The sequence below is a fragment of the Desmonostoc vinosum genome, assembly GCF_059505385.1.
The window spans coordinates 22,004-30,126 of sequence record NZ_JCACKM010000087.1 but is presented as its reverse complement, the minus strand read 5'-3'; the positions used below and the strand labels follow the sequence as shown (position 1 = coordinate 30,126).

General features: G+C 43.0%; 9 protein-coding genes. 5 read left to right on the top strand and 4 right to left on the bottom strand.

Annotation, left to right across the window (positions count from 1 at the left end; all coding sequences use genetic code 11):
• The first annotated feature begins 276 nt into the window (after positions 1-276).
• The gene (locus AC5JMF_RS14860; RefSeq protein WP_495796494.1) at positions 277-585 is read left to right on the top strand and encodes a hypothetical protein; all 309 of its coding nucleotides are present in this window, start codon (positions 277-279) and stop codon (positions 583-585) included.
• A 177-nt stretch (positions 586-762) separates the two neighbouring features.
• On the opposite strand, the gene AC5JMF_RS14855 is transcribed toward AC5JMF_RS14860, so the two are convergent.
• Together AC5JMF_RS14855 and AC5JMF_RS14850 are read right to left on the bottom strand one after the other, a co-directional pair.
• Positions 763-1,368, bottom strand: a complete 606-nt coding sequence (locus tag AC5JMF_RS14855; protein ID WP_495796493.1) for a hypothetical protein — start codon at positions 1,366-1,368, stop codon at positions 763-765.
• A 191-nt stretch (positions 1,369-1,559) separates the two neighbouring features.
• Positions 1,560-2,789 (bottom strand): urease accessory protein UreH domain-containing protein, encoded by a 1,230-nt coding sequence (locus AC5JMF_RS14850; RefSeq protein WP_495796492.1) that lies wholly within the window; start codon positions 2,787-2,789, stop codon positions 1,560-1,562.
• Between the two features lie 216 nt (positions 2,790-3,005).
• On the opposite strand from AC5JMF_RS14850, the gene AC5JMF_RS14845 reads away from it, so the two are divergent.
• Positions 3,006-4,055 (top strand): M20/M25/M40 family metallo-hydrolase, encoded by a 1,050-nt coding sequence (locus tag AC5JMF_RS14845; RefSeq protein WP_495796497.1) that lies wholly within the window; start codon positions 3,006-3,008, stop codon positions 4,053-4,055.
• 31 nt (positions 4,056-4,086) lie between these two features.
• On the opposite strand, the gene AC5JMF_RS14840 is transcribed toward AC5JMF_RS14845, so the two are convergent.
• Positions 4,087-5,328 (bottom strand): molybdopterin molybdotransferase MoeA, encoded by a 1,242-nt coding sequence (locus AC5JMF_RS14840; RefSeq protein ID WP_495796496.1) that lies wholly within the window; start codon positions 5,326-5,328, stop codon positions 4,087-4,089.
• 284 nt (positions 5,329-5,612) lie between these two features.
• Complete coding sequence (gene tnpA, locus AC5JMF_RS14835; RefSeq protein ID WP_495796491.1) at positions 5,613-6,014, bottom strand: IS200/IS605 family transposase; 402 nt, start codon at positions 6,012-6,014, stop codon at positions 5,613-5,615.
• 46 nt (positions 6,015-6,060) lie between these two features.
• Here tnpA and AC5JMF_RS14830 point away from each other — a divergent pair, with 46 nt between their 5' ends.
• From AC5JMF_RS14830 to rpmG, 3 genes are all read left to right on the top strand, one after another.
• A complete protein-coding gene (locus AC5JMF_RS14830) occupies positions 6,061-7,200 on the top strand; it encodes an RNA-guided endonuclease InsQ/TnpB family protein (RefSeq protein WP_495796490.1) in 1,140 nt (379 codons plus the stop codon).
• Between the two features lie 123 nt (positions 7,201-7,323).
• On the top strand, positions 7,324-7,881 hold the full coding sequence (locus AC5JMF_RS14825; protein ID WP_495796489.1) for an RDD family protein: 558 nt from the start codon (positions 7,324-7,326) through the stop codon (positions 7,879-7,881).
• Between the two features lie 43 nt (positions 7,882-7,924).
• Entirely contained in the window at positions 7,925-8,119 is a 195-nt protein-coding gene (gene rpmG, locus AC5JMF_RS14820; protein WP_495796488.1) for a 50S ribosomal protein L33, read from the top strand.
• Positions 8,120-8,123 lie beyond the last annotated feature (4 nt).

The following is an 8,123-nucleotide window of genomic DNA, read 5'->3' as shown; positions in this document are numbered from 1 at the left end:
CTAAACGCCATCGTGTGTAAATACGAAATTCGTTGCGAAAAAGCCGTCCTTCAGCACAGCGTAGGACGGGGTTTTCAACCCAAATTCTTGATAAGTTGCTAGAACCCCGACTTTTTCAGAGTCGGGGTTCTGATCACCTGCTAACCACTCAGAAATAATGACATCAACCACCCCTTACAGGCAGCTTTGTGATCACTGTTCCCATGCCTCAAGAGGACGACAGCCTGGGAATCACCGAAGCAATGTACCATACAAATAGCTTTATAAAAATCAACAATGGTAGAACGTCCAATTAAAAAATCGGAACGACAAGCCCAAGCAAATGCTGACAACAGTTCCGAAAACACGAATTCTGTGCCTCCCATAGAATCCACTCCTATTCCCAAAAGCTCAAAACCAAGTGGTAATCGCTCGTCTGGTAAAGGGAAAAAAGCAGCCTATGCAGATGAAAACAAGCCGCCGGTCAATCCTGCGTTAGCCCGTGGCCCGAAACCTTCTAAAATCAAGCCCATTGTTAAAACAGAACCTGAACCAGAAACTGAGCCAGAAACTGAACCCATATCTGAAGAATCTCAAGAAAGTTAGTATTTCGGGGGATTGGGGATGAGGGGGATGAGGGGGATGAGGGAGAAAATTTCTGTGCGTCTTTGCGTCCCCGTGTCCTCTTGCCAATTCTTTATTCCCCATTCTCAATCCCCTTTACCCTGTTACAGGCTGAGGATTATTCTGCTGGTGCATGGCAGGATCAATGTCAATAAGGTATTATCCTCCTCTTCTTCTGCCTTGCAGGATGGTAAATAAGATACCCATAACTGCAAGAATGGGGAGAGCGATCGCCCATAATGGAAACTGTAGCGATTCACTCTGGACTACATCTTCATTGACATTTCGCACATTTTGTGCATTTCCTCCTGCTGCAACGGTGACATCAAATTTGAATCCAAAGGGTTTAAAACTCGCTCCAGAGTTTGGTTTTCCTCGCAGTTGTAGCTGATAGATACCTGGCTTAGGAAAGGTAATTTCTGCACCTGGAATATCTTGATAACGTTCAGCAGTTACAGGTTTTAAAGCTGGCTCTAGTAGTGGTGGTTCCTTGGGTGTATGAGGTTCGGCATAAACAACCAACTGACAATTACATTGAGCCAGAGGAATTGTCTTTCCACCTTTGCGAGTAAGTGCAAACCACGCTTGCGTCGGTTCTCCGGCACGAGGATTATCATTTGGTTCAATGTGGAGAGTAGCCCCAACATTTCCTGCTATTTCTATCTTATGAGCAACAGCAGGTTGAAAATTAGCTATTGAGATGACTAAGCTACAGAGGAATAATAGATATTTTTGTGGTTTGCTAGAACTTTGTAAAAGGGACATGTTTGGGAATGGGGAATTGGGGTAAAAATAATAACTGACTATATAACCAATGACTATTAATAAATAAGAAATTACTTGCTTTAAATACAAACCTATGAAGTACGCCCATCAAAATTACGAATTACGCGCTTCGCAGCGGTAGCGTAAAGCCTACGGCATAGCTTCGCTTAGAGCGAGGACGTCATTACGAATTACGAATCACCTGGGTTTTGCCAACGCAGTAGTAGTACACCAAAAGTGACAATTCCCATTAACGCGGCTGCTAATTTATTTGCCCAAGTTAATTGTAAAGAACCTAAGTAATGGGAACCAATTAGTACAGCATGAATGGCAGTCAAAACTAAAGCTGGCACACTTAATAAATGAATTTGTCGCCAATGTTTGCCTAAAGATTTCTGTAACGAATCGAAACTCGTTAAAGCCGCAGGAGTCATCAATAACATTGCGACAGCACCCGCAGCCATACCCCATTGAAACTCTGGGGGCAAGAAGAAAAAGGCGGCTAAATTCCATTGTAATGAGTGTTCGATCATGTGGGCAGTGTGAACCACAGAAAGCACAAAAGCTCCCACCCCCAAAGCACGGCGGTAACGTAAAGGTGATGCCCATCTGCTGCTAATTGGGCGAGCAATTAGCGCCATAATCAAGCAGATTAAAGCAGCATGTCCGCTGTAATCTACCATTGTGTCACCAGTCCGCAGCAAAGTGATAGCGCCAATAGTGAGTGTTACCCACCCTCCCAAGCGAAACAACTGGCTACGTCTGTCTTTACTTGCTAACGATGTAGAGACACCTACACCTAGCATAGTCGGTAGAGTTCCTAAGCCAAAAGCTAGCATAGTTGCTGCACCCATCCATAAGTTACCAGTTTCAGCAGCTTTAATTTGGGCAGCATACAGAAAACCGCAAGGCATTAAACCCCAAGTCATTCCCAAAAGCATTGGTGTCCACCACTTGGTTTGTAAGGAAAGCTTGACCATTCCAGTACTCAGACGATTGTGTAAACTGTCCTGTATGAGGGGATGTAATAAGGGAATGCGAGGTAATAGTTTGGGCATGACTTGTCCTAGTCCAAACCAAATCAGCATGACACCAGTAATTATTGCTAGCCACCGACGTAAGTCACTGCCAACACCGGCTAACTGTCCACCTTGTAGTAGTACTGAACCTAGCGCCCCAATGCCAGCACCCACCAAAGCGTAACTCAACACTCTCCCCAGGTTTAGTAGGATGTGAAATTCTAACTGCTGTCGCCAAGTAACGGACTTTTCTAGGGTGGTTGTTCGTCTGGAGGAAACTGTCTTGGGGGTTGTTGGCTGATGAGACAAGGAAAATGCTACCGTCAAAGGGCCACACATCCCAAAGCAATGTCCAAAACTGCCTAGAAACCCCAGGATGGCGATCAGCAACAAATCTAGCATAAATAAAGTCCTGAGTTCTGTTAGCGGTAGGGGGGCGTTGAGCCGCGTGTTGAGTTCTGAGTGGCAAAATAAAATCAAAAATTTTTGTTGATTGCTTCTTTCTCAGTACTTATCTAGTGCGGAACAATAAGTTAAGTTTTGAACTTTGTCAAAAGACAAGTCGTAAAACTTGGCGATCGCATGACGTTTTTACAGTCAACTGCTAGGGATAATCACATGAGAAAATGGATTTGGGTAATGCTAGTGGTATTGGTAGCAGTTGCCGTAGTGGGTAGTAGAGGTACTGCACTCAACAAATTTTTTCAGCAACCTACCTCACCAACCATTGTTGAGCGGATTCCAGCCGAAAAACTCCAACCAAAGGCACAGTCTCAGACAGTTAGTACCCTAAAAGTCTCTGTTGGCAAGTTGTTAGCCCACGTTCAAAAGTTAAATTATCCGCGTTATACAATAACAGAGCGATCGCGTTCTCGTGCTTATATCACAACTGAACTAAAAAAATTAGGCTGGAAACCCAAGCTAGAAAAGTTCTCTAACGGTGTTAATATCTTTGCCGAACGCCCAGGAACGGACATTGCAGCAAAAGCAATTCTTGTTGCAGCTCATTACGATACTGTTGCTTCCTCACCAGGCGCAGATGATAACGCCACTGGTGTTGCTGTCACACTGGAAATTGCCCGACTTCTGGGTGCAAGTCGAACATCACGGACATTGCAGCTAGCTTTTTTTGATCAAGAAGAAACAGGGCTTCTGGGTAGTAAAGCTTTTGTATCCAATTCTGCACGCTTGCAAAAAATCGGCGGAGTTATTGTTATGGATATGGTAGGTTATGCTTGTTACTCTGTTGGATGTCAGCAATATCCTAAAGGGTTGCCAGTTAACCCACCCAGCAATAAGGGGGATTTTTTAGTCGTGGTTGGGGATGCTGAACATTTACCTTTATTGAGTGTTTTTCAAAACTCATCAATGATTTTTCCTACTGCTTTTAGTAAGGAGAGAAAAGGCAGTCTACCATCAGTACTGACACTACCAATTCCCCTAAAAGGTTTACTAGCACCTGACACTTTACGTAGCGATCATGCACCTTTTTGGTATCAAGGAGTAGGTGCTGTATTAGTAACAGATACTGCTAATCTGCGTACACCTTATTACCATAAACCCAGTGATATTCCCGCAAATATCGAGCGTTCTTTCTTCACAGGAGCCGCTCAAATTGTTGTAAATGCTACCGCTAAATTATTAGATAAAAGCGAAACTTTCAACTGAACTTCTCCCTGTACAACTGAACCGTATTGAATTATAAAATTTCGATTTGCAATACCTGTACTTCTTCTTGAGAATCAATTAAAGTTTTACCCATTGGTAAAATAGCCAAAGCATTAGTTTGAGCTAAATTAATTAAATTACCAGAACTTTGACTACTACCAGCTTGGTGAAATTCATAAACTCCATCAATTAAATGCAAGCTACCCCAAATATAGGTTTCGCGCTTGCCATCTAATCGCAACTGATCACGCCATCGCGTTTTGACAAACTTCGGTTTCCAACCTCCAGCCAGTCCCGACAGCTTTTTAATTGCTGGTTGCACAAACCGCCAGAAAGTCACCAAGACAGCAGCCGGGTTTCCTGGTAAACCAAAGTAAAGTGGTGAGTGTGAATTTGGGAAGGTAGCAACAGTCAGAGGTTTTCCCGGCCTCATCTTTACAGCACAAATGTGAGTTTTAGCACCTAGCGTCTCCAAAATCTTGTCAATATAGTCATAATCACCCACAGAAACACCACCGGAAGATATCACTAAATCAGCATTAGCTACAGCTTGAGTGATTGTTTGCTCAAGGTCAACAAGCTCATCTTTCACAATACCTAACATTAACGGTTCTGCCCCACATTCCTTAACCAAAGTTGCTAGGGCATACTGGTTAGAATCCACAATTTGACCAGGTTGCAGTGGTTGTTCAAGCGTTGTCAACTCATCACCTGTCGAAAAAATCGCCACACGCGGACGGCGATAAACTCTTAATTGTGGACACTGTGCTGCTGCCAACACAGCAATTTCTGGGGCATTTAACTTGATTCCTGCTGGTATTAGTGGTGTTCCAGCTTTGTAGAAAGATGCTTGATGTCTGACGAATTCTTGAGGTTTTGGCGTTGTGAGGATGAAAACGTTGTTGTCTTCCCGGCGAGTCTTTTCTTGCATTACCACAGTATCAGCGCCTGGAGGGATCACTGCACCTGTAAAAATTCGTGCTGCTTGTCCTGGTTGAATAGTGGAATTGGGTTGAGAACCAGCAGGAATTTCTGTGACAATTTCTAAAACAGCTGGCTGTTCAAGGCTGGAGTGCTGCACATCTTCATAACGAACTGCATAGCCATCCATTGCGGAATTATCCCAATGAGGAAAATCTAGCAAACTAGTAACAGGTGTTGCCAAAATGCGTCCATGCGCTGCCAATAAATCTACAATCTCTGTATCCTGCTGATTATCTAATGGCTGCACCAAGTTTAAAATTATTGCTTCTGCATCGCTGACTGAGTGCATTGCGATCGCCTCCGATTTATTTGTATTTTTGAGGACTACCCAGGATGACACCTGTAGCTTCCCAAATCCCAATCACAACAATCATTCCTATACTATATTGCTAGGAGCGATCGCTCCTAGCAACAGGTGACAAACCAATAGTTCTGATTGTCAGCAGCGATCGCATAACTCATTACCTTAATATAAAAAACAGGAGAAATCACAGCAGTTCCCAGTTACGAGTCGTGATGCGTAAAGCCCCCGTGTTTCCAACCGTGGGATATAAGCGAACAGGATAAATAAATTTATCCGTGATGTGGATCGTTAATATACTCTAATACTTTCTGAGTACTAACCTTGCCAGTAGTATCAAATATATATGAATGCGTCCAAAGAGAAGGAAGTTTGATTAATTCTGGAAATTCTTGTCTTAAATATCTAGATGAACGTCCTTTAAATGCCTTGACTACCTGAGATATTGAATGATGCGGATCGTATTCAACCAACAAATGAACGTGGTCTGGTGCAATTTCTAAGGCTTTGATAATCCATTTATTGTCATGAGCAACAGATTGGAATATTTCAATGCATCGGAGTTTTAAAGATTCATTATTAGCAAATATTCTTCTGCGCCGACATGGTATCCAGACCAAGTGAACAGTAGCCAAGCCAATTGCGTGATTGTAATGATTATATACAGTTTTCATGTAGATGAGTGTTGATTATCTACATGAAAAATGGTATCATAACCACATGAAAACACTGAAGTTCAAGCTATATCAACACAAACAAAATAGACACCTCAAGCGGTCAATTAACGCTGCTGGGGTTATCTATAACTATTGCATTGCCCTTCATAAGCGGTATTACCGGATGTGGGGCAAGCATTTAAATTGTGCAAAACTTCAGGCTCACATTGCCAAATTGCGGAAGAAAAACCAATTTTGGCAATCGGTAGGTTCTCAAGCAGTACAGGACATTTGTCAACGTATTGAAAAAGCATACCAATTGTTTTTTAAACACAATAACAAGGGAGTTAGACCACCAGGATTCAAGAAAGTTAAAAAGTACAAATCGTTCACTCTCAAGCAAGCAGGATATAAGTTTTTAGGTGGCAATAGGGTCAAAATTGGAAATCGGGTTTATCAATATTGGAAGTCAAGAGAAATAGAGGGAACAGTCAAAACTCTGACCATTAAACGCACTCCATTGGGTGAATTGTTTATGGTTGTGGTGGTTGACAATGTAATTAACCCACAAGTCAAATTCACGACTAGTAAGATAGCGGGGTTTGATTTTGGGCTTAAGACGTTTCTCACCTGCTCAGACGGATCTAAAATTGAGTCACCCCAGTTTTTTAAACAGTCACTTAATGGCTTAAAAAAAGCAAGTCGTCAGCATTCACTGAAGCTAAAAGGTTCAATGAGCCAAGAACGGGCGAGAAAGAATTTGGTACGCAAATATGAAAACGTTGCTAGCCGAAGGCGTGATTGGTTTTGGAAACTGGCCCATGAACTTACCTCAAGGTTTGATGTGTTGTGCTTTGAGACACTTAATCTCAAAGGAATGCATCGTCTTTGGGGACGCAAGGTTTCAGATTTAGCCTTTGGTGAGTTTCTACAAATTCTAGAATGGGTTGCCAAGAAGAAACATAAACAAGTGGTATTCGTGGATCAGTGGTATCCATCTACTAAGACTTGTTCTAGTTGCGGTCATGTTTTAGAAAGTTTAGATTTGTCCATTAGAGAGTGGCGTTGCCCGTCCTGTCAATCAGTTAATGGAAGGGATGAGAACGCTAGTCGCAATATTTGTGCAGTCGGGGCATCGACTGTTAGGTTAGGTGAAAAACGCGGTCTTGAGGGAAACCCTCAAAGAGCGATTTTGAACCCGTAGGGTGATGTCAGTCGGGCTATGCCTGCAATTGCTGTTTGAGCCTAGAATCCCCCGAATTTAACGAAGTGGATTCGGGGGAGTATGTCAAATGAGATACTCTCCAGCCCCTAACCCCTAGCTAGTATGACTATCGAACGAGTAAGCGAAAAACACTACCCCAAGGCTGAACTTGGACGGCGAGGTATGGCTTTGGGGCTTGATTTCCTCGTTGCTTGGTTAATCAGTTCTGTACTCGGTAGCGGCAATCCCGGCATTCAATTTGCTCAAATCCTGGTTTTTGCGATCGCTTGGCTGATTTTGCGGGTGTTGGTAGTCTACAACAATCAAGGACAAAGTTTAGGACGTTGGGCATTCGATTTAAAAGTGCTAGAAGTTGAAGATGGGCGAATAGTTAGCAGAATTCCAGAAGTACAGGCACTCTTAAAACGAGAGGCGATCGTTGGCTTGGGTGCCCTTCTAGTTTCTATTGTTCTAGGCAACATTAGAGCTAATCCCACTGCTATACTGCTAGTACTTCCTCTAGCAATCGATTGTGGGGCAGCCTTCTCTGATACCCAGATGCGGCAGGCTTTGCACGATCGCTATGCTAAAACTTTTATAGTTTCGTCGCGTCGTGGCTATTCCCTGGATATCAAATTCAAGAGACTAGTTGCAAATGTACGGCGTAATGTGAGAAGATAGTCATTTGTGTTAATTCTCTCCAGGCGTTACTTTTTGTAAGATTATGGCTAAGAGTAAAGGTGTCCGCATCATCGTGACACTAGAATGTACTGAATGTCGTACTAACCCCGACAAACGTTCTCGAGGTGTATCGCGTTATACCACCATGAAGAACCGTCGCAACACCACCAATCGGCTAGAACTGAAAAAGTTCTGCACCCACTGCAATAAACATACCGTTCACAAGGAAATTAAATAAACGA